The sequence below is a fragment of the Isoptericola sp. NPDC055063 genome (assembly GCF_053608125.1).
Genome location: NZ_JBSGUW010000011.1, coordinates 137,567 through 157,352 on the forward strand (window position 1 = coordinate 137,567; position 19,786 = coordinate 157,352).

14 protein-coding genes and 1 pseudogene are annotated in these 19,786 nt (G+C 75.8%); 7 read left to right on the plus strand and 8 right to left on the minus strand.

The features are described 5' to 3' along the window. Positions 1 to 21 precede the first annotated feature (21 nt). Both ACWF41_RS14835 and ACWF41_RS14840 read right to left on the minus strand, forming a co-directional pair. Complete coding sequence (locus ACWF41_RS14835; RefSeq protein WP_380326883.1) at positions 22 to 1,350, minus strand: ABC transporter substrate-binding protein; 1,329 nt, start codon at positions 1,348 to 1,350, stop codon at positions 22 to 24. A gap of 211 nt (positions 1,351 to 1,561) precedes the next feature. Next, positions 1,562 to 2,083 carry a DUF2505 domain-containing protein gene (locus ACWF41_RS14840; RefSeq protein ID WP_380326886.1) on the minus strand — a complete coding sequence of 174 codons (522 nt, stop codon included), beginning with the start codon at positions 2,081 to 2,083 and terminating at the stop codon, positions 1,562 to 1,564. A gap of 63 nt (positions 2,084 to 2,146) precedes the next feature. On the opposite strand from ACWF41_RS14840, the gene ACWF41_RS14845 reads away from it, so the two are divergent. Further along, entirely contained in the window at positions 2,147 to 3,625 is a 1,479-nt protein-coding gene (locus tag ACWF41_RS14845) for a sensor histidine kinase (RefSeq protein ID WP_380326889.1), read from the plus strand. Positions 3,626 to 3,800: 175 nt separating this feature from the next. Here ACWF41_RS14845 and ACWF41_RS14850 read toward each other — a convergent pair whose 3' ends face one another. The 4 genes and pseudogenes from ACWF41_RS14850 to ACWF41_RS14865 form a co-directional block, all read right to left on the minus strand. After that, positions 3,801 to 4,049: a WhiB family transcriptional regulator gene (locus tag ACWF41_RS14850; protein WP_166849954.1), complete on the minus strand. Its 249-nt coding sequence runs from the start codon at positions 4,047 to 4,049 to the stop codon at positions 3,801 to 3,803. 126 nt (positions 4,050 to 4,175) lie between these two features. Then, positions 4,176 to 9,149, minus strand: a complete 4,974-nt coding sequence (locus ACWF41_RS14855; RefSeq protein ID WP_380323375.1) for an FtsK/SpoIIIE domain-containing protein — start codon at positions 9,147 to 9,149, stop codon at positions 4,176 to 4,178. Positions 9,150 to 9,206: 57 nt separating this feature from the next. Further along, positions 9,207 to 11,834 carry an ABC transporter permease gene (locus ACWF41_RS14860; protein ID WP_380323372.1) on the minus strand — a complete coding sequence of 876 codons (2,628 nt, stop codon included), beginning with the start codon at positions 11,832 to 11,834 and terminating at the stop codon, positions 9,207 to 9,209. Then, a pseudogene (locus tag ACWF41_RS14865) lies at positions 11,831 to 12,625 on the minus strand (ABC transporter ATP-binding protein). Before ACWF41_RS14865 ends, ACWF41_RS14860 begins: the two are co-directional and overlap by 4 nt. 346 nt (positions 12,626 to 12,971) lie before the next feature. Here ACWF41_RS14865 and ACWF41_RS14870 point away from each other — a divergent pair. Both ACWF41_RS14870 and ACWF41_RS14875 read left to right on the plus strand, forming a co-directional pair. After that, positions 12,972 to 13,103 (plus strand): hypothetical protein, encoded by a 132-nt coding sequence (locus ACWF41_RS14870; protein WP_380346956.1) that lies wholly within the window; start codon positions 12,972 to 12,974, stop codon positions 13,101 to 13,103. 63 nt (positions 13,104 to 13,166) lie between these two features. Next, complete coding sequence (locus ACWF41_RS14875; protein ID WP_380323369.1) at positions 13,167 to 13,388, plus strand: hypothetical protein; 222 nt, start codon at positions 13,167 to 13,169, stop codon at positions 13,386 to 13,388. Positions 13,389 to 13,392: 4 nt separating this feature from the next. Here ACWF41_RS14875 and ACWF41_RS14880 read toward each other — a convergent pair whose 3' ends face one another. Beyond that, positions 13,393 to 14,127, minus strand: coding sequence for a response regulator (locus ACWF41_RS14880; RefSeq protein ID WP_380323366.1), 735 nt, complete (start codon positions 14,125 to 14,127; stop codon positions 13,393 to 13,395). Continuing rightward, on the minus strand, positions 14,124 to 15,524 hold the full coding sequence (locus tag ACWF41_RS14885; RefSeq protein ID WP_380323363.1) for a sensor histidine kinase: 1,401 nt from the start codon (positions 15,522 to 15,524) through the stop codon (positions 14,124 to 14,126). Before ACWF41_RS14885 ends, ACWF41_RS14880 begins: the two co-directional genes overlap by 4 nt. A 164-nt stretch (positions 15,525 to 15,688) precedes the next feature. Between ACWF41_RS14885 and ACWF41_RS14890 the strand changes: the two genes are divergently transcribed. The 4 genes from ACWF41_RS14890 to purE all read left to right on the plus strand — a co-directional run bounded on the left by ACWF41_RS14890 (position 15,689) and on the right by purE (position 19,700). Further along, the gene (locus tag ACWF41_RS14890; RefSeq protein ID WP_079569979.1) at positions 15,689 to 16,372 is read left to right on the plus strand and encodes a response regulator transcription factor; all 684 of its coding nucleotides are present in this window, start codon (positions 15,689 to 15,691) and stop codon (positions 16,370 to 16,372) included. Between the two features lie 24 nt (positions 16,373 to 16,396). Then, positions 16,397 to 17,740, plus strand: a complete 1,344-nt coding sequence (locus tag ACWF41_RS14895; protein WP_380323360.1) for a sensor histidine kinase — start codon at positions 16,397 to 16,399, stop codon at positions 17,738 to 17,740. Positions 17,741 to 17,854: 114 nt separating this feature from the next. Then, positions 17,855 to 19,075, plus strand: a complete 1,221-nt coding sequence (locus ACWF41_RS14900; protein ID WP_380323357.1) for a 5-(carboxyamino)imidazole ribonucleotide synthase — start codon at positions 17,855 to 17,857, stop codon at positions 19,073 to 19,075. 85 nt (positions 19,076 to 19,160) lie between these two features. Continuing rightward, on the plus strand, positions 19,161 to 19,700 hold the full coding sequence (gene purE / locus ACWF41_RS14905) for a 5-(carboxyamino)imidazole ribonucleotide mutase (protein WP_380323354.1): 540 nt from the start codon (positions 19,161 to 19,163) through the stop codon (positions 19,698 to 19,700). Positions 19,701 to 19,786 lie beyond the last annotated feature (86 nt).

The window sequence follows — 19,786 nt, forward strand, 5'->3', positions numbered from 1 at the left end:
GGTGTGCTCGGGGAGCGGGGGTCAGAGACCCAGGGCCTTGTACTCGGTGAGAGCGCCCTGCCAGCTCTTCTCCGCGTCGTCACCGTTGAGGTCCACGCGGTCGATCGCGTTCTGCACGGTGGTGTGGATGGAGAAGTAGTTCTTGCCCTTGAACGGGGCGCTCGTGATCGCGTCGGCCCGGGCCGTGAAGATCTTCCCGACCGGCGCGTCGTTGAAGAAGTCGTTGGTGAACGACTGGACCTGCTCCGACTTCTGCGCGTCGATCTGCGAGGGGAAGTTCCCCGTGTTCTCGAACGCCTTGGTCTGGGTCTCGGGCGAGGTCAGCCAGGCCGCGAGCTCCTTGGCCGCCTCGGTGTTCTTGCCCGACGCCGGGACGGTGAGGAACGAACCGCCCCAGTTGCCGCCGCCACCGGGGAAGACGTCGGCGACGTCCCAGCCGTCGACGCCACCGGCGTACTGCTTGATCGAGCCGGTCATCCACGGCGGGCACAGCATGGTGGCGAAGGCGTCCTTCTGGAAGCCCGCCTGCCAGTCCTCCTCCCACTGCTTGAGGTGGGCCGAGAGGCCGTCCGTGTCGGCGGCCGCGAGGACCTGGTCGTACAGGTCCTTGATCTCCGTGTTGGTCGCCAGGTCCTTCGGCTCGCCCGACGAGGCGTCCTCGTACGCGGCGGGGAGCTGGTTGACCATGCCCTGGTACGTGGCGCCGGCGCTGTCGAACCAGGCGGAGTCGGACTTCTCCACGAACTTCTTGCCCGCCTCGAAGTAGTCCTCCCACGTGGCGTCCTTGCCGCCGAGCAGCTCGGCGACCTTCTCGCGGTCGGTCGGCAGGCCGGCCTTCTCGAACAGGTCGGAGCGGTAGCAGATGGCCTCGGGGCCCGTGTCCGTGGCGTAGCCGATGAGCTTCCCGTCCGGCGTCGACGCCTGCTCGGTCCGCCAGTCGGCCCAGCGGCCCTTGATCTCGTCGCTGTTCAGGTCGGTGAACAGGTCGGGGAACTGCACCAGCTCGGGCAGCCAGTCGACCTCGATGGCCTCGACGTCGGCCAGGCCCTCGCCGCCCGCGGCGAGCTTGGTGCTCATGTTCGTGTGCGCGTCCTCGGAGGTCGCGGCCTTGACCTGCTCGACGGTCACGTTCGGGTGGCTGTCGGTGTAGGAGGCGAGGAGCTCGTCCGTGTACCCGAACTCGTTGAAGGTGGCGACGGTGAGCGTGATCTTCTCGTCACCGGAGGCGGTCTTGTCGCCGCCGTCGTCCGAGCTGCCGCAGGCGGTCAGGGCGAGGGCGAGGGTCGCGACGCCGGCCGTCGCCGCGACGGCGCGGCGGGCTCGGCGGGTGGGTCGGGTGCTGTTCAGCACGGTGACTCCCTTGTCTGGTTCGGGCTTGCGAGATGGAGGATGGTAGCGCTCCCACCTCCATGGTGGTAGCGCTCCCACAGCCAGGGAAGATGCTGGCCGCCGCGAGGTGCGGAAGTCAAGCCTCGGGTCGGCGCCGATACCGCATCGTGACGTCGGCGCTGGCGTCGCCCCAGGTCAGCCGCCGCTCAGAGCGGCGGCCTTGTCCGGATCGTTACCGGTCTTCACCCGGTGCGGCACGCTCGGCGAGCCACTCCCGGCCGGCCGAGCCCTCGGCCTCGAGGGTCGTGCGGACCGCCCGCGCGGCGGCCTCGGCCACGGCCGCCCCGAAGAGCGGCACGGTGGCCCGGACCTCGCCGTCGTAGACCTGGCGGGTGCCGCCGTCGGGGAGCGGCTCGAGTCGGACGGTGCCCGTCACGCGCACGGGTGCGCCCGCGATCTCGACGGCGATCGTTCCCGTGCGCAGGTCGCCTCTGCGCGCCTCCCAGACCTCCGCCTGCCGGACCTCCAGGCGGTCGCCGACGAAGGGGCGGACCTGCGCGGGGATCTGGTCGGTGGGCAGCGTGCGGCGCACGGCGATGGTGAAGCCGTCGGCCGGGCTCCCGGTCACGTCGGTCTGCTCGACGCTGCCCCCGAGGCCCCGGCCCGCGCGCCAGCGCACGAACGCCTCGTCGGCGAGCATCGCGACGACGTCGTCGACGGGCGCCGCGTACGTGAGCTCCACGGTCAGGTGCACGAGGTCACCCTACCGACGACGGCGGAGCGCGGCGGCGCCCGTACCCTGGTGGGCGTGTCCGCCATGAGTGACCTCATCGCCCAGAACACCGACCTCTCCGAAGGGGACGTCGAGTGGTTGCACCTGCTCGTCGGCGACTGGCAGCTCGTGTCAGACCTCGCGTTCGCCGACCTGGTGCTGTGGCTGCCGACCGCCGACGGCGGGTTCGTCGCCCTCGCCCAGTGCCGCCCGTCGACGGGCGCCACCGTGCACTACGACGACATCGTCGGGTCGCTCGCGCCGGACGGGCAGCGGCCGCAGCTCGCGGCGGCGATGACCGAGGGGCGGGCGCAGCGATCCCGCGAGCCGCGCTGGTTCGGCGCGTACGCCGTCCGGGAGGAGGCCGTGCCGGTGGTGCACGACGGGCGGGCCATCGCCGTCGTCGCCCGGCAGACGAACCTCGGGTCGGGGCGCACGCCCAGCCGCCTCGAGCTCAACTACGTGGAGTCGGCGGACGACATCCTCGCGATGATCGCGCGCGGCGAGTACCCCGCGCCCAACGCGGCCACCGGCCCGCGTCGCGGCGCCCCGCGCGTCGGCGACGGGCTGATCCGCCTGAACTCCGAGGGCGAGGTGCTGTACGCCAGCCCGAACGCGCTGTCCTGCTTCCACCGGCTGGGCGTCATCGGCCCGCTGGTCGGGCAGTCGCTGGTCGAGGTGACCGCGGACATCGTGCAGCACCAGGACACGGTCGACGAGTCCCTGCCGCTGGTCGTGATGGGGCGCGCGCCCTGGCGCACCGACATCGAGGCCAAGGGCGTGGCGTTGTCCCTGCGCGCCCTGCCGCTCACCGACCGCGGCCAGCGCATCGGCGCCGTCCTGCTGTGCCGCGACGTGTCCGAGCTGCGCCGTCGTGAGCGCGAGCTCATGACCAAGGACGCGACGATCCGCGAGATCCACCACCGCGTGAAGAACAACCTCGCCACGGTCGCCGCGTTGCTGCGCCTGCAGGCCCGCCGCATGGACGTGCCGGAGGCGCGCGCGGCCCTGGAGGAGGCGATGCGCCGGGTGGCGACCATCTCGATGGTGCACGAGTCGCTCTCGCAGACCCTCGACGAGCACGTCGAGCTCGACGACATGCTGAGCCGCGCGCTACGGCTCGCCGCCGACGTCGCCTCGACGCGCACGCAGGTGCGCACCCGCCAGACGGGCTCGTTCGGGATGGTGCCCGCCCAGGACGCGACCCCGCTCGCGCTGGTCCTCACCGAGCTGGTGACCAACGCCGTCGAGCACGGGTTCCCGGGGCGGGAGTCGGGCAACGTCGAGATCGACGTGCAGCGGGACGGTGCGTCGATGCGCGTCGTGGTGGCCGACGACGGAGTGGGGATGCCGGAGGGCATCGCGACCCTCGGCCGCGCGTCGCGCAGCGGGCTCGGGTCGCAGATCGTGCAGACGCTGGTCACCAACGAGCTGCGGGGCACCATCGACTGGCAGGTGCGCGAGGGCGGCGGGACGCAGGTGGTGCTGGAGATGGTGCTGCGGGACGCACAGGCGCCCCGGTAGCTCCGTCGCGGGGTCCCGGCGTCCGCACAGGACAACGCACGCCGGAAAGGCGTACGCAGGAAAGACGCACGCAGAAAGACGAGGGACGGACCCGCACGGTGTGCGGTCCGTCCCTCGTCGTCTCGGCGCCGGCGCGCCGTGTCCTGCTGGTCCTGCTGGCGTCGGTCGGCTGGCGTCAGCCGGCGCGGCGGGCGCGCGCGGTGCGGCGCTTGAGCGCCCGGCGCTCGTCCTCGCTCATGCCGCCCCAGACGCCGGCGTCCTGACCGGACTCGATGGCCCACTTGAGGCACGTGTCCACGACGTCGCAGCGACGGCAGACGGCCTTCGCCTCCTCGATCTGCAGGAGGGCGGGGCCGGTGTTGCCGATGGGGAAGAAGAGCTCAGGGTCCTCGTCGAGGCAGGCGGCCTTGTGGCGCCAGTCCATGTCATCTCCTCGGTGCAGGGGGGCCCGGTCCTTCAGCGGGCGCGTGAGGGCGCGCGAAACCGGGTCCGATGGGTGGGGGTTGATCTGCTGTCCAGCGTCACACCTCGTGAAGCGCCGCACAAGGGGTTACGGAGAAGTTTCTCGGGCATGAAGCGTGAGTGCTTGATCACACTGTCGTGAAACCGCAGGTCGCACGTATTCTGACGTGTCATGCGCCCTCCTGTCACCCCCTCGCCCGGTACCGACGGCGCTCCCGAGGGGTCTCGCCCGCCGGGGCTGCGGGTGGTCGCTGCCGGGGTCGGGATCGAGGTGCTGCTGCTCGCCTCCGCCGCCGTGATGATCGGCGTCGAGCTGGTGCGAGGTGCCTCCGACAGCGTAGCCGTGAGCGTGTTCCTCGTGCTGTTCTTCGTGGGCCTCGGGTGGCTGCTCGTCGGGTCGTGCCGCGCGCTGTGGGCCGGCCGGCGCAGCGGCCGCGCGCCCGTCGTGGTGTGGCAGATCATGCAGGGTCTCGTCGGCGTCAGCCTGTTCACGGCAGGGGTCGCCTGGGCCGTGCTCGCGGGGGTCGGGCTGCTGCTGGTGGCCGCCGCCGTGCTCGTCGCCGTGATGACGCGCCGCGTGGTCGAGGCGACCACCCGCTGATCCCGGACGTCGCCCCGCGGGTCCGGCCGCGGACCGCGCGGCCAGACGGTCGCCCGGCCGCGCGACCTGCACCGCGACCACGCCGCCGGGCACCACGAGCGCCCCGCGGCCGGGCCGCGCGGGGCCCGGGTCGACGGCGTCGGCCAGCGGCACGCCGAGCACCTCGTCGGCCCCGCGCTCGCCCGGGTGCAGGACGACGGCGGTGCGCCGGGCCCGCAGCTCGGCCAGCGCGCCGCGGTGCGCCAGGGTGGCCGCGGCCGTCGTCGCCGCCGCGACGAGCGCGTGCTCGCCGGTCTCCATCCACGACGCGAGCCGGTCCGCCTCCAGCGGGTGCTGCTGGGCGAGCGCGTCCAGGTCGTCGACGACGAGGACCCCTGGGCCCAGGTCGTCGAGGAGCGGGCCCAGGGTGGCCGCCGACGGGGCCACGGCGGGGGCCGCCCCCGCGTCGCCGCGCAGGGCCGCGTCGCGCGACACCACGCCCGCGAGCCGCCCCGTGGCCGCGAGCCGCCGGGCGACCAGTCGCAGCACCGTGGTGCGGCCGCTCCCGCGCGGACCGGTGACCAGCGCACCCCGCGCGACGTCCAGGGCGACCGGGACTGCGGCGTCGCCGCCCACGCCGATCGGGACGTCGAGCCCGTCGCTCACGCCAGGGTCCCGCCCGACCGGCTCGCGGTGACGACCGGCGGGCGCGAGATCGCGCTCGTCGACGGCGGCGGGGAGCTCGCGCACGACGTGGGGCCGCCCGCCCGGGTGCACCGGGGAAGGTCGGTCGGTGGCGCGGTCGGTGGCGCGGTCGCGGGCGGGGTTGGTGCTGGTGCTGGTGCTGGCGTCGGTGGCGGGGCCGTCGGCGGGCAGGAGCACCTGGCACAGGAGCTGCTCGCGCCCCACCCAGGCCGCGCGACCGGGCGGCCCGCCCCGCCCGGCGAGGTCCGACGGGGCGCCGAGGAGCACGTCGGCGTGCGGCTCGCGCCCGAGGAGCACCACGCGCGGCCCCACCGTGGCTCCGAGCCCGCCGAGCATCGCGCCGTCGGACGTGACGGCGAACGCGAGGCCCGGGACGGCGAGCGCCCGCACCAGCGGGTCCCACGGGTCGGGCGACGCCAGCGCCGCGCGCAGCTCCTCGACGCCGTCCACCACCACCAGCGTGGGTGCGGTCGGAGGCGCCGCGGCGAGCAGCCGTAGCAACCGCCCCGCGCGCCGCGGGGACCCGGGGCCGGCGAGGGTGCCGAACCCCGACCGGCCCCCGAGCCCGGCGAACCGCGGCAGCGCGCCGGCGGGCGCGAGCGCGTGCACGTGCCAGCCCCGGTCGAGGGCCGCGACCGCGAGGGCCAGGAGCGTGGTGGTCCGGCCGGAGCGGGCGTGCCCCACGACGCCCAGGTGCCCTGCGGCCGGGTCCCAGCGCAGCAGGGCGCGGTGCTGGCGCGCGGGGTCGTCGCCGAGGGCGACGGGCAGGCCGGGAGAAGCGTCGCCGACACCGTGCGCGTCGGCGGGATCGTCGGCGCCGTCAGCTCCGTCGGCACCGCCCGCGGCGTCGGCCTCGTCGGCCCCGTCGGCGCCGTCCGCGGCGAGTGCGGCGGCCTCGTCGGGCCCGACCCGCTCCGGCAGCGGGGGCAGCCAGGGGGCCCGGCCGGGACGCAGGCCACGCGCCGCCGCAGCCGACACGCAGGCGTCGACGAGGTCCCCGACGAGGTCCCCGACGACGCCCCCGACGACGCCCCCGACGACGCCCGCCAGGAGGCCCGCGACGGGGCTGGGCGGCTCCGGGTCCGGCGCGGTGGGCCGGGCGGGCGCGGGGGCGGTGTCCCATGCCGGGGCGCGCCGGACGGACCTCGCCGCGGCGGGGCGCCCGGAGGCATGGGCGCACTGCAGCGCGACGGGCGGCTCGGCCCCGCACCGCAGCACCGCGCGCCCGGGGGTGCCGGGGAGGATCCGGGCGGCGGCCGGCGTCTCCACGACGTCGAGCGAGTCGGCGGTGTCCACCACTCGCAGGGCGAGCCGGGCGGAGACGTTGGCCCGCAGGTCGGCGCTCACCGCACCGGCGGGGCGCTGCGTGGCGAGCACGAGGTGCACGCCCAGCGACCGCCCCTGCGCGGCGATGCGCAGCAGCGCGGGCAGGAAGTCGGGGAGGTCGTCGGCGAGGGCGCGGAACTCGTCCACGACGACGATCAGCCGGGGCGGTGCGTCGGCCTGCCCAGGAGGCAGGGCCGTGAGGTCGGCGACGCCGTGGCGCGCGAGCACCCGCTCGCGCCGGTGGAGCTCGGCCCGCAGACCGGCGAGCGCCCGTCCGGCGAGGCCGGGGTCGAGGTCGGTCACCTGGCCGACGACGTGCGGCAGCCGCCCGCACCGGCCGAACGACGCACCGCCCTTGAAGTCGACGAGGGCGAGCGCGAGGTCGCGCGGGGACCGGCGGAGCGCGAGCCCGAGCACGAGGGACTGCAGCAGCTCGGACTTGCCCGACCCCGTGGTGCCGGCGACGAGCAGGTGCGGCCCGTCGGCCACCAGGTCGAACGTCACCGGGCGCCCGCGGCCGTCGCGACCGAGCGGCACCGCCCACCCGCGGGGCGCGTCCCAGGCGGCCCCGGGATCGGTGGCGCCGGGGTCGGTGGCGCCGGGGTCGGTGGCGTCGTCGAGCAGCGACACGAGGGGCACCGCGCCGGGGAGGCGCGGGTCGGTCGGGTCGTCGTCGCCGGAGCCTCCGGTGGCTCCAGCACCGCCGGGGTCACCGGTCTCGAGGGCGCCGAGCGAGCGGCGCAGGCCGGCGAGCCCCGCCACAAGGCGCGCGGCCCGCTCCGCCCAGGCGTCGTCGACGCCGACCAAGGGGCCGGTCGTCGCCGAGCCGTCCGGCGCCGTCCGCCGCACGCGCCCGCCCCGCACCCGCCAGACCGTGCGGCACCAGGCCGGGACGGGGACGTCGTCGGGCAGGCACAGGACGACGGCCCCGCCGCGGGCGAGGACGTCGTCGCGGGCCGCGGCGTGCGTGCTCGGGAGCGCGCCGTCGTGCGGGTCGACCACCAGCACCGGCGGCCCGGCTCGCGGCAACCACCGGCACCAGGACCAGTCGGCGGCGTCGCCGTGCACGTCCACGCGGGCCCCGGCCGCGGCGAGCTCCACGACCACCGACCGCGCGGCGGCGAGCACGTCGTGCCGCGGACCCACGAGCGCGAGCGCGCCGTCCGGGACCCGGTCCGCGACGACACCGCCCGCACCCCGGGCCGGGTCCGACAGGCCGCGCCCGGAGCCGGGGAGACCCGGTGGCCGGGACCTGGCGGTGCGCCGCGCAGCCCGCTCGACGGCCTCCAGCCATGCGCCGTCGGACGCCTGGTGCGCGGCGACGAGCCGCGCGAGCAGGGGGCCGGGGGAGCTGCCCACCGGGGAGCGGCCCCCGGCGTCCCGCAGCTCGGCGCCTGCCCGCACCGCCGCGCCCGGGGGACCCGCCGACGAGTCCGCGGCGCGCCGCCGCCGGCGGGCCGCGACGAGCTGGGGCACCAGCGTGCCCAGCCCGAGCAGCGAGAACAGCGCGTAGGCCGGTTGGCGCAGCACGGCCGCGAGCACCAGGGAGCCGATCACGGGGAGCGCGGCGGCGGCGAGCGCGCCCGCGCCGGGCCCGGAGGGGGCCGCGGCGCTGCTCGGGCCCGGGGCGTCCGCGCCCAGCCACGCCGAGACGCTCCCCGAGCGGTGCAGCGTCCACGCTGACGGGCCCGCGCCCCCGGGCACCTCGAGGCGGGTGCCCGGGGGCCAGCGGCGCGGCATCAGACCCACCCGGCGGTGCCGCGGTCGGCGGCCGGACGGCTGGGCCCCCGCGGGCGCGGACCGGGCCGATGCCTCCGGGACCAGCCGCGCGGCACCCGCCCGACCGGCGGGTCCGCCACGCCACGTCGACCGGACGGTGACGCGGTCGGGCCGGCGCGGGTCCACGCGCACGACCACGCCCACGACCACCCGCCGCGCCCGCGCGGCACCCGCCCGTCCGGGGGCGCCGTGGTCCCCGTCGTCCACCCCGCCCCCGACGGCGGACCGACCCCCGCGCTCCGCGCCGTCGTCGGGCGGAAGGCCGCCCTCCGGCAGCAAGGTGCGAACGCCCGGCGCGACCGCGCGGACGTCCCCCGCGGCGGCGCCGTCGGCCCGCGCGACGAGCCAGGGGCCGTCGAGGACCGAGATGCCGTGCTCCCGACCGCGCTCCCCACCGTGCTCCCGACCGGGCACCACCAGGCGCGCCCCGGGCAGCAGCGGCCGTTCGCCGACGAGGTCGCCGTCGCCCACGCGGACGCCGTCGGCGGCCAGAGGCGCGTGCCGCAGCTCGGGACGGCGCAGCAGGGCCGCGAGCTCGGCCCGGCACTCGCCGAGCGGGGCGCCCGCGGGCAGCAGCACGTCCTCGCCGGGCTGCACCGTGAGCCGCACCCCGTCGCCGGGACCGTCGTCGCGCACGGGAACGACGAGGGCGGGCACCGCGGAGGCCGACATGACCTCCAGGGTGCCCGCCCCGGGCGGCCGTCACGGACGGCCTGTGGACAACTCGCGCTACTCGCTCGCGAGGGCCTCCACCGGCGAGGTCTTCACCGCGGTGCGGGCGGGGGCGACGGACGCCACGAGCCCGGCGACGGCGGCCACGACGAGCATCACCAGCACGTCGCGCCACGGGACCACGATCGCGGGGGTGCCGGCCCAGCCGAGCGCCGCCGCGGCGCCCGCCCAGCCGTAGACCAGCCCCAGCAGCACGCCGAGCACCGCGCCGACCAGCGCGATCAGCAGGCCCTCGACCGCGAGCATCCCGCGCAGCTGGCCCTTCGAGAGGCCGATCGCCCGCAGGGTCGCGGACTCCCGCCGCCGCTCGATGACGGACAGCGACAGGGTGTTCGCCACGCCGATCAGTGCGATCACGACGGCCGCCGCGAGCAGGCCGATGACGATGCCCAGAGCGGTGTCGATCACCTGCTGGAAGCCGGCGCGCTCCACCGCCGCGCCAACGACGTCCGCGGGCGCCTCGGTGTCGGCCACCGCGTCCTGGATCGTCGGGACCACGGAGGCCGCGTCGCTCGGGTCCTCGAGCGCCACCCAGAGGCTGGTCACCGGGGCGTCGGCGTCGAGGGCGGCGAGGTCGTCGGGGACCACCACGAGGGAGGAGTCGGCGAGCTCGGTGATCGCCGCCTTGACCGCCAGCGTCCCGTCCGGGCCGGTGAGCGTGAGCTCCTGCCCGTCGGTGATGCCCCAGACGTCGGCGACGTCCTCCGGCACGACGGCCGTGCCCTTCGCGAGCGGGTCGACCGTCTCCGTGCTGCGCATCGCCGACGCCGCGTCCTCCGGCGTCACGCCGCGGACCGTGAGGGCGAGGCCCTCGTCCACGCCGTCGCCCGTGACGGTGGCCGCCGTGGCGGGCGTCTCGACGACGCCGGAGACGCCGGCGACGTCGCGGACGGTGTCCGCGAGCGCCGGCGGGACGGGCGTCACCGTGCTGTCGCCGGCGGCGACGGCCGTGGGGTCGCTCGACAGGTCGGTCGAGACGGTGACGTCCACGGGGTAGCGGGAGTCCAGCTCGGTGTCCATGGTCACCCGGGCGCTCGCGGCGCCGGTCGACATCATGCCGACGAGCGTGACGCCGATGAGCAGCGCGGTGGACGTGGCGGCGGTGCGGCGCGGGTTGCGCAGCGTGTTCGCGGCCGCGAGGCGCGCCGTCGGGCCGGACATGCCCACCAGGCGGCCGGCGAGGGCCACCGCGCGGGGCAGCCAGAACACCGAGCCCACCAGGACGCCGACGAACGACATCGCGCCACCGGCGACACCGACGAGGAGACCCATGCTGGGCTCGCCGCCTGCCGTGCTCAGCGCGACGCCGCCGCCGAGCAGGGCGAAGCCGATGACCGAGACGATGATCGACAGGACGAGGCGCACGCGCCCGGCGCCCCGGGCGGCCGACGGCGCGTCCGAGGGGCGGAGCGCCTCCAACGGGGCGACGCGGGTCGCGGCGCGGGCCGGGGCGAGCGCGGCGACGAGCGTCACGACGGTGCCCACGACGAGCGGGATGAGGATGACGGCGGCGGTGATGCTCACGGTGGAGGGCAGGGGGACGCCCAGGTCCATGTTCCCGCCGATCGTCAGCGCCGCCTGCGCCAGCCCGATGCCCGCGGCGAGGCCCACGATCGAGGAGAGCAGGCCGAGGAACGCGGCCTCGAACAGCACCGACCGGCGCAGCTGGCCCTTGTCGGCGCCCACGCAGCGCAGCAGGGCGAGGGTGCGGGTGCGCTGGGCCACCAGCACCTGGAAGGTGTTGGCGATGACGAGCGCGGCGACCAGCAGCGCGACGGCCGCGAAGACCAGCACGAACGCGGTGAAGATGACGTTGTCGCCGCCGGTCATCTCGTTGGCGACGGCCTCGGCGTGCTCCTCGGGCGTCACGACCTTGAGGTTCGCGGTGTCCGCGCCCTCGGCCGTGGCGGCGTTGGTCACGGCGCCGGTGATGGCGGTGCGGGCCTGCTCGACGTCGGTGCCGTCGTCGAGCGTGACGAGCACGGTGGCGGGGTCGGTCGACGCCTCGCCGGGGGCGTGCTGGTCGGCCTCCCAGGCGGTGACGTCGGCGGCCGGCGCCACGGCGGCGCCGCCCATCATCGAGTACGCCCCGTAGGGGTCGCTCAGGGTGCCGCTGACGGTGAGCCGCTCCCGGACCTCCTTCCAGGTGCCCTCCTGCGGGTCGTCGAGGACGTTGCGCACCAGGGTGACCTGGTCACCGGTGGTGGCCTTGAGCCGTTCCGCGACGTCGGTCGGCAGTGCGATCTCGCCCGATGCCTCGGGCAGCGCGCCGTCGACCACCTCGAGGGGCAGCACGCCGGAGTCGGTGGGCTCGGCCAGGACGCCCTGGTAGATGGTGCGCCCGCCGCCCTCGAGCTGCTGGAACGACATGAGCTGCTGGTCGGCCGTGGCGACGCCGTCGGCGTCGCGCACCGCGTCCAGGGTGGCGTCGTCGGCGACGACGCCGCGGACCACGAGGTCGGCGCCCGTGTACTGCGCGGCGATCGAGTCGTAGGTGGTGCGGGTGATGACGTTCCCGGCGAGCAGGGTGATCGCGACGAACGCGGTGCCGATGACGATCGCGAGGCCGGCGGCGGCGAGGCGCCCGGCGCTGCGTCGCATCTGCGACAGGGTGAGGCGGATCATCGCGTGGCCACCGTCCGCAGCGCGTCGAGGCCGGCGAGGGCGGACTCGGGGGTCGGGTCGGAGATGTCGCCGGCGATCTTCCCGTCGGCGATGAGGACCACGCGGTCCGCGTAGGCGGCGGCCGCCGGGTCGTGGGTGACCATGATGATCGTGCGGCCGAGCTCGCGCACCGAGCGGCGCAGGAAGCTCAGCACCTCCGCGCCGGAGCGGGAGTCGAGGTTGCCCGTCGGCTCGTCCGCGAACACGACGTCGGGCTGGGCGATGAGGGCGCGCGCGATGGCGACGCGCTGCTGCTGGCCGCCGGACAGCTCGCTGGGGCGGTGCGTGAGGCGCTTGCTGAGGCCGAGCGTCTCGACGAGGGTGCCGAACCACGCCTTGTCGACGGTGCCGCCGGCGAGCTCCACCGGGAGCGTGATGTTCTGCTCCGCCGTGAACATGGGCAGCAGGTTGAACTGCTGGAACACGAAGCCGACGCGGGTGCGGCGCAGGGCCGTCAGGGCCTTGTCGTTCAGGCCGGTCACCTCGGTGGAGCCGATGAACGCCTGGCCGCCGGTCGCGCTGTCGAGGCCGGCCAGCAGGTGCATGAGGGTCGACTTGCCCTAGCCGGACGGGCCCATGATCGCCGTGAAGCGGCCGGCCGCGAAGTCGACGTCGACCCCGTCCAGGGCGCGCACCTGCGCCTCGCCGCGACCGTACGTCTTGGTCAGGGCGCGGGCGCGCACCGCAGGGGTGACGGTCGGGCGGGCGGCGGTGCCCTCGTCGGGGATCGGGACGTACACGGTGGTGTCCACGGGAGCTCTCCGGAGTGTCGGGGGTGGTGGCCCGCGAGCTCGAGGAGCCCGCCGACCAGGACACCACCGACGCTACGGAGCGCGGTCGCCGTGAACATCGGCCCGAGGGTGGGTCCTGCCGGGCGTCCAGGTCATCCCCAGGTATGACACCGACCCTGACCGGCACCCTGAACGCCCCCTGACCTGCGCCCCCGCGGACTTGTCAGGACCACGCGCAGGTTTCTGTGGTCGTGGTCCTGACAACTCGGGACGGCGAGCCTGCCCACAGGCCGCGCAGATGCCATGGCGTCCACAGCGGGCCGACGCGTAGCACGACCCGGCATCGCGCCGCCTGACGATCACCGACATGACCGGATCGCGAGAGGTGTACGCCAGGGTCGCGGGACTGACGGAGGTCGTGCGACGGCAGCACGGCGTCGTCACCCGTGCGCAGCTCATCACGCTCGGTGTGGGGCCCCCGAGGTCGCCTGCCACCTGACCGCGCTGCGGTGGTGGGCGCTGAGCGAGCAGGTGCTCGTCACACATCGCGGTCCGCTGACCCGTGCCGCCCGCCGCTGGGCAGCTGTGCTCGGTGCGCCGGCCGTCGGCAAGGTGCGGCACCGCAGGACGATGCGGCTGGCGCTCGCGGACATCGTGGGCGGCGCTGCGCGACGCCGAGATCGGGGCCGACGCCGCCACCGTGCGGGTCCGCCTGCCGGCGATGGCCGCGCGCCACGAGCCGGAGCGCGTGCTCGCCGTCGTCCGACGTCACCTCGGCTGGTGACCTGTCAGGAGCCGGGGCGGACCAGCCCGGTCTCGTAGGCCGTGACGACGGCCTGCACGCGGTCGCGGGCGTCGAGCTTGGCGAGGATGCGCCCGACGTGGGTCTTCACCGTGGCCTCGGCGACGAACAGGTCGGCGGCGATCTCCGTGTTGGAGCGGCCGCGGGCCATGAGCACCAGGACCTCGCGCTCGCGGTCGGTGAGGGCGGCGAGCGCGTCGTGCTGCGGCGCGGCCTGGTCGGCGGGCAGCGCGGTGACGAGGTGCTCCAGCAGCCGGCGGGTGGACGACGGCGCGATGACGGCGTCCCCGGCGTGCACGGTGCGGATGGCCGCGAGCATCTCCTCCGGGGGCGCGTCCTTGAGGAGGAAACCGGACGCCCCGGCGCGGATGGCCTCGAGGACGTACTCGTCGAGGTCGAAGGTGGTGAGCACGATGACGCGCGGCGCGTCCGGCGACGCGGTGAGCCGGGCGGTCGCGGTGAGCCCGTCCAGGTGGGGCATGCGCACGTCCATGAGGACGACGTCGACGCGGTGGTCGGCCAGCAGCCGCAGCGCCTGGGCGCCGTCGCCGGCCTCGAGCGAGACCTCCAGGTCGGGCTGCGAGTCGATGACCATGCGGAAGCCCGCGCGCACGAGCTGCTGGTCGTCGACGAGTGCCACGCGCACGACGCCGGCCTGCCCGCCCCCGGGGGGGCCGGCCGGGCCGGCCGGGAGCGGGGCGTCGGTGGCGGGCGGGGTCATGCGTCCTCCTGGGGGGTCGTCGGGGCGGTCGTCGACGGCGGGCCTGTCGGGGCAGGGGCCGAGACCGGGGCGGGGCGCGCGACGGGCACGGGCGCGCCGGGCAGGGGCAGCTCGAGGTGCACGCGGAACCCGCCGCCGCGGCGGGGGCCGGTCTCGAGGGTGCCGCCGTACAGGTTGGTCCGCTCGCGCATGCCGCGCAGCCCGAACCCGGGGTCGTCGCCGGTGGCGGCGGCGCCGCGGCCGTCGTCGAGCACCTCGAGCTCGACGGTCGACGGCGTCCAGCGCACCGCGACGGTGACGGCAGGGTCGGGCCCGGCGTGCTTGCGGACGTTGGTGAGCGACTCCTGGCACACGCGGTACAGGGTGAGCCCCATGCCGGCGGTGAGCGGCCGCGGCTCGCCGACCCGCACGTGGGACACGCGCAGCCCGCCGTCGCGGGCCTGCGCCACGAGGTCCTCGATCTCCTCCACGCCGGGCTGCGGTGCGGGCCGGGACCCGCGGTCGTCGCGGGCGGGCCCCGTGGCGGGGGCCGGGGGAGGAGCGGAGGCCGTGCCGGGCGGCGGCGTGCGGGGGCCGGTGGCGTCGTCCGAGGGCGCCTCCTCGTCGTCCTGCGAGCGCAGCACGCCGAGCAGGCGCCGCATGTCGGTGAGGGCGGTGCGCCCGGTGTCGCTGATGGTGCCGAGCGCGCGGACGGCGGCCTCGGGGTCGGACGCGGCGGCGTACCGGCCGCCGTCGGCCTGCGCCACGACGATGGACAGGGAGTGCGCGACGATGTCGTGCATCTCGCGGGCGATGCGGGCGCGCTCGGCGGCGGCGCTGATCCGCGCCTGCTGGTCGCGTTCGACCTCGAGCCGGTGGGCCCGGTCCCGCAGGGCGTCCATGGTGACGCGGCGGGAGCGGCGCACGAGGGCGAAGGCCCAGACGGCGAGCGCGGTGACGAAGCAGAAGATGCCGACGGGCACCATCTCGGCGAGGCCGGACGTGCCGGTGCCCCCGAGCATCGCGACGGCGACGGGCAGCACGAGCAGGCTGCCGACCGCCGTCGAGCAGATCGCGGTGACGTGCGACCAGGTGGGCCCGTAGACGGTGACGGACCAGAGGGCGACGAGGATCAGCAGGTCGCCGGGCATGATCATCGGGTACCCGGCGAGGATGTGCGCGAGCGCGACGGCGTAGACGGCCACGGCCGAGGGCACGGGCCGCGTGCGCCGCCAGGGGAGCGGGGCGAGGAGGGCGAAGCTCCAGGCGATCGACGCGTTGCGCGAGAGATAGGGCTCCGCGGAGTACAGGTCGGTGGCCGAGCTGAGCACGAGCGCGGCGAGCAGCACGGTCGTCGTGAGGTCGACGCCGAAGCGGTGCGCCTCGAACCAGCGCCCCATTCTCTCGATCCAGCTCATGACCGCCAGGGTAGGTGGGCGGCGCCGGGGTCGCGTCCGTCCGGGGGCGGACGGGCGGCCGGCCGACCTCGGCCCTGGGGTGGACGGCGGCCGGGCGCGCGACTCGGGAAACCGTGGCGGCTCTCACGTCCCAGGACCAGCGATGATGCCGCTAGCATGAGGGAATGACCCACGTACTGCTGGCCGAGGACGACCCGGCTATTGCCGAGCCTTTGGCGCGGGCTCTCACGCGTGAGGGTTACGACGTCATCGTGCAAGGAACTGGTCAAGGAGCCGTTGACAACGCCGGAAACGCGGACATCGTCGTCCTCGACCTGGGCCTGCCCGACATGGACGGCCTGGACGTGGCGCGCGAGATCCGCGGTTCCGGCCTGACGGTCCCGGTGCTGGTGCTCACGGCCCGCGCCGACGAGGTGGACCTGGTGGTCGGCCTCGACGCGGGCGCGGACGACTACGTGACGAAGCCGTTCCGCCTCGCGGAGCTGCTCGCCCGCGTCCGGGCGCTCCTGCGTCGCACGCACGGCGAGACCGGCGAGGACGAGGAGCTGCGCGCGCAGGACGTGCGTGTCGACGTGTCCGCGCACCGGGCCTTCCAGGGCGACCGCGAGCTGCACCTGACCACCAAGGAGTTCGACCTGCTGAAGGTGCTGGTCGCGAACGCCGGCTCGGTCGTGGTGCGCGACACCCTGATGCGCGACGTCTGGGGCTCCGACCCGGTCGGCTCCACCAAGACGCTCGACATGCACGTGTCGTGGCTGCGCCGCAAGCTCGGCGACGACGCGAACGCGCCGCGCTACGTCTCCACCGTGCGAGGGCTCGGCTTCCGCTTCGAGCTCGGCGCGAGCTGACGCCGACGGGCCAGGGCTGACCTCGTGCGTCGCCGCGTCCTGCTGGCGACCATCTCGGCGGTCGCCGTCGCCGTGCTCCTGCTCGGCGTGCCCCTGGGCATCTTCGGTGCCCGGTACGTCCTCGCGATCGAGGAGCAGCGCATCACCAGCCGCGTCGACACGCTCGCGCGAAGCATCGACAACACGCTCGAGCGCGGCGACATCGTCACCGAGGCGATGGTGGAGCGGGCCGCCGAGGGCAGCGAGGGAGACCTTCCGGCCTACGTCGTCGTGACGCTGCCCGACGGCACGCAGCTGACGGCGGGGGACCCGGTCTCCGCGCCCACCATCGACAAGGCCAAGCTCACGGACCAGAACGTGTCCGTGTCGATGACGGTGTCCGCCGTCGGCGCGTACGTGAAGTCCGCGCAGACCGTGGTCCTGGTGATCATCGCCGGCATCGTCGCGATCGCGGCGGGCATCGCGGTGGCGGTCTGGCAGGCGAACCGGCTCTCCGCGCCGCTGGTGTACCTCGCGGCGTCCGCCGAGCAGCTCGGCTCGGGACAGGTGCGCCCGCGCCTGGAGCCGTCGGGGGTCGAGGAGATCGACCTGGTCGCGGCCGAGCTGGCGCGCTCCGCCGACCGGCTCGCGGGCCGGCTCGCGGCCGAGCGGCAGTTCACGCAGGACGCCTCGCACCAGCTCCGCACGCCGCTGACGGCGCTGACGATGCGCCTGGAGGAGATCACGCTCGCCTCCGACGACCCCGAGATCGTCGAGGAGGCCCGCATCTCGCTCGAGCAGGTGGAGCGGCTGGTGACCGTGGTCGACGACCTGCTCGCGGCGTCGCGCCGGTCGCAGGGCGGCACGACCGAGGCCGTGGTCCTGGCCGACGTCGTGCACCAGCAGGAGGAGGAGTGGGCGCCCACGTTCGAGCGGGCGGGGCGCCGGCTGGTCGTCGAGGTGCCGGAGGCGATGCAGGTGCTCGCCACGCCGGGCGCGCTGGCGCAGATCATCGCGACCCTGCTGGAGAACTCGCTCAAGTACGGCGCCGGCACGACGACGGTGCGCTCCCGCCCGTCGGGCACGACCGGGGCCGTGGCCGTCGAGGTCGCCGACGAGGGCGAGGGCGTGGCGGACGACGTCGCGACCCGCATCTTCGAGCGCGGCACGACGACAGGCGGCAGCACCGGGCTCGGGCTCGCCCTGGCGCGCGACCTCGCGGCGGCCGACGGCGGCCGGCTCGACCTGGTCCAGCGGCGCCCCCCGGTCTTCGCGCTGTTCCTGGCCGGCGTTCCGCGCACCCTGGACCCGCACCTGGTGCTCCCGCCCGGCACGACCATCTCGTCGCGCGGCCGCCGGCGCGGCTGGCTCCACCACCACGGCGACTGACCCAGCACCTCCTGCGGGCGCCGACCAGGCGGTTGCTCCCGGTATGAGCCCGGACCCGGCCGCGTTCCGGGAGCAACCGCCTGTTCGGCGAGGGGCGGGCGGCCGGTATCCTCGATGCCCGTGACCGGACCCTCTGCCTCCGCCCCTGTCGTCGCCGTCGTCGGAGGGGGGCAGCTCGCCCGGATGATGGCCCCCGCGGCCGCCGAGCTGGGCGTGGGCCTGCGCGTCCTCGTGGAGGACCCTGCGTCGTCCGCCGCCCAGGTGGTCACGGACACCCCGGTGGGCGTGGCGAGCGACGACAGGGCGATCCGCGACCTCATCGCCCCCCGAGACGGGCGGGCCTCTGCCGCCGTCCTCACCTTCGAGCACGAGCACGTGCCCAACGCGCTGCTGCAGGACCTCATCGACCACGGCACGCCCGTACGGCCCGGCCCGGACGCGCTGGTGCAGGCGCAGGACAAGATCGTCATGCGGCGCCGGCTCACCGACCTCGGCCTGCCGTGCCCGCGGTGGGCGGCGCTGCCGACCGACCCCGCGGAGGCGCGCGACGCGCTCGCCGCCTTCCTGGCCGACGAGGACGGCCACGAGGCGGTCGTGAAGACCTCCCGCGGCGGGTACGACGGCAAGGGCGTGCGCGTCGTGTCGTCGCCGGACGACGTCGCGGACTGGCTGCAGGCCGTCGCCGACGGCGGCCCCGCCCTGCTCGTGGAGCGCAAGGTGCCGTTCGTGCGCGAGCTGGCGGCGCTGGTGGCGCGCCGGCCGTCGGGCGAGGTGCGCACGTGGCCGGTCGTCGAGTCCGTCCAGCGCGACGGCGTGTGCGCGGAGGTCGTGGCCCCCGCGCCCGACCTGGACCCGGCCGTCGACGCGGAGGCCCGCCGGATCGCGGTCGCGGTCGCCGAGGGGCTGGACGTCACCGGCGTCCTCGCCGTCGAGCTGTTCGAGACCCGGGAGGCCGACGGCAGCACCGCGGTGTGGGTCAACGAGCTCGCGATGCGCCCGCACAACTCCGGCCACTGGACCATCGACGGGGCGGTGACGAGCCAGTTCGAGCAGCACCTGCGGGCCGTGCTCGACCTGCCGCTCGGCGAGACCGCCGCCCGCGCGCCGTGGACCGTCATGGCCAACGTGCTGGGCTCCACCCTCGACGCCCTCACGGACGCGCTGCCCGAGGTGCTCGCGCGCTTCCCCGAGGCGCGCGTCAACCTGTACGGCAAGGGCATCCGCCCGGGCCGCAAGCTCGGCCACGTCAACGTCAGCGGCACCGACCTCGACGACGTGCGCCGGCGCGCCCTCGGCGCGGCCGCGCTGCTGCGGGGCGAGCGCCCCGCGGACTAGACCGGCACACGGGACCGGCACACGGGACCGGCACACGGGACCAGCACACGGACCAGACGCAGGACACCACGAGCAAGGAGCACGCATGAGCACGCAGCCCGTCGTCGGGATCGTCATGGGGTCGGACTCGGACTGGCCGGTGATGGAGGCTGCGGCCGACGCGCTCGCCGAGCTGGGCGTCGAGGTCGAGGTCGACGTCGTCTCCGCGCACCGCATGCCGACGGAGATGATCGACTACGGGCGGAGCGCGTCCGAGCGCGGGCTGCGCGCGATCATCGCGGGCGCGGGCGGCGCCGCCCACCTGCCCGGCATGCTGGCCGCCGTCACGCCGCTGCCGGTCATCGGCGTCCCCGTGCCGCTGCGCTACCTGGACGGCATGGACTCGCTGCTGTCCATCGTGCAGATGCCCGCGGGCGTCCCGGTGGCGACGGTGTCGATCGGCGGGGCCCGCAACGCCGGCCTGCTGGCCGCGCGCATCCTCGCGGCCGGGACCGACGACGAGTCCCTCGCCCTGCGCGAGCGGATGGTCGCGTTCCAGGCCGAGCTCGGCGACGTCGCCCGGGCCAAGGGCGACAAGCTCCGCGCGGCGCGCGCGGGCGCGCGGAGCACCGGCTTCTCCGCCTGACCGGCCGCACTCCGCGAGGTAGTCCCGGCTCTGGCGAGGGGAGGGTCCAGGGCCCCGCCCAAGAAAGAGCCGGGGCGCCCCCCGGG

What these genes read in the sequence shown, in the direction of transcription:
- ACWF41_RS14845 (WP_380326889.1), top strand. Translation starts at nt 2,147, where the DNA reads ATGAGTGACCTCATCGCCCAGAACACCGACCTCTCCGAAGGGGACGTC.
- ACWF41_RS14850 (WP_166849954.1), bottom strand. Translation starts at nt 4,049, where the DNA reads ATGGACTGGCGCCACAAGGCCGCCTGCCTCGACGAGGACCCTGAGCTC.
- ACWF41_RS14855 (WP_380323375.1), bottom strand. Translation starts at nt 9,149, where the DNA reads ATGTCGGCCTCCGCGGTGCCCGCCCTCGTCGTTCCCGTGCGCGACGAC.
- ACWF41_RS14860 (WP_380323372.1), bottom strand. Translation starts at nt 11,834, where the DNA reads ATGATCCGCCTCACCCTGTCGCAGATGCGACGCAGCGCCGGGCGCCTC.
- ACWF41_RS14870 (WP_380346956.1), top strand. Translation starts at nt 12,972, where the DNA reads ATGACCGGATCGCGAGAGGTGTACGCCAGGGTCGCGGGACTGACGGAG.
- ACWF41_RS14880 (WP_380323366.1), bottom strand. Translation starts at nt 14,127, where the DNA reads ATGACCCCGCCCGCCACCGACGCCCCGCTCCCGGCCGGCCCGGCCGGC.
- ACWF41_RS14885 (WP_380323363.1), bottom strand. Translation starts at nt 15,524, where the DNA reads ATGAGCTGGATCGAGAGAATGGGGCGCTGGTTCGAGGCGCACCGCTTC.
- ACWF41_RS14890 (WP_079569979.1), top strand. Translation starts at nt 15,689, where the DNA reads ATGACCCACGTACTGCTGGCCGAGGACGACCCGGCTATTGCCGAGCCT.
- ACWF41_RS14900 (WP_380323357.1), top strand. Translation starts at nt 17,855, where the DNA reads ATGCCCGTGACCGGACCCTCTGCCTCCGCCCCTGTCGTCGCCGTCGTC.
- purE (WP_380323354.1), top strand. Translation starts at nt 19,161, where the DNA reads ATGAGCACGCAGCCCGTCGTCGGGATCGTCATGGGGTCGGACTCGGAC.